2 protein-coding genes are annotated in these 617 nt (G+C 62.7%); both read right to left on the reverse strand.

What is annotated here, in order from left to right:
* The coding region (locus tag EOA60_RS36155) for a DNA alkylation repair protein (protein ID WP_206628455.1) at nucleotides 1-427 on the reverse strand (427 nt) is incomplete at its 3' end.
* Nucleotides 428-433: 6 nt separating this feature from the next.
* Nucleotides 434-617: NAD-binding protein (locus tag EOA60_RS36160; protein ID WP_164899934.1), on the reverse strand; the 184-nt coding region annotated here is incomplete at its 5' end.

Here is a 617-nt window from a genome sequence, read left to right on the forward strand (position 1 = left end):
CCGCCCAGGCCAGCATGGCAAAGGCGGTGCGGCGGACAAACTCGCGCTCGTCCTTGGCGAATTCCTCGACCAGCTCACGCCAGAACGGTGTTTCGGCGAACAGGTCGGCAACGGTATCGACAATCTCCCAACTGTCGAAATCGGCGGCCCAGCGCCGGCATTGACCGATGTCGAGCTTCTTCGGCTCGCCGGTGAAAGCGGCCATCAATCGCGCTTCGCGAATGTCGGTGTCCCACAAGAGCAGTGACCGTTCCTGGTTTTTCTTCAGCTTGCGCGCCAGCGGCCGCAGATCGGAATTGCCGACGCCCAGCGCGGTTCTCGTGTTGATGCCGAATCGAGCCATGCCGGCGCGGTTTTTCTCGCTGCCGATCGAACGCAGATGGGCGACGATCTCGTCGGCGCTCCAACTCGGATCGGGCAGGACCATCGCCGTCTATTTTTCCAGGCGGGCGAGCAAAGAGGAGGTGTCCCAGCGCCTGCCGCCCATGTCCTGCACATCCTTGTAGAACTGGTCGACCAGCGCGGTCACCGGCAGCTTGGCGTCGTTGCGGTTGGCCTCGGCGAGGCAGATGCCGAGATCCTTGCGCATCCAGTCGACGGCGAAGCCGAAATCATAT

Origin of the sequence: Mesorhizobium sp. M1A.F.Ca.IN.020.06.1.1, assembly GCF_004023265.1 — a bacterium.
Classification (GTDB): domain Bacteria; phylum Pseudomonadota; class Alphaproteobacteria; order Rhizobiales; family Rhizobiaceae; genus Mesorhizobium.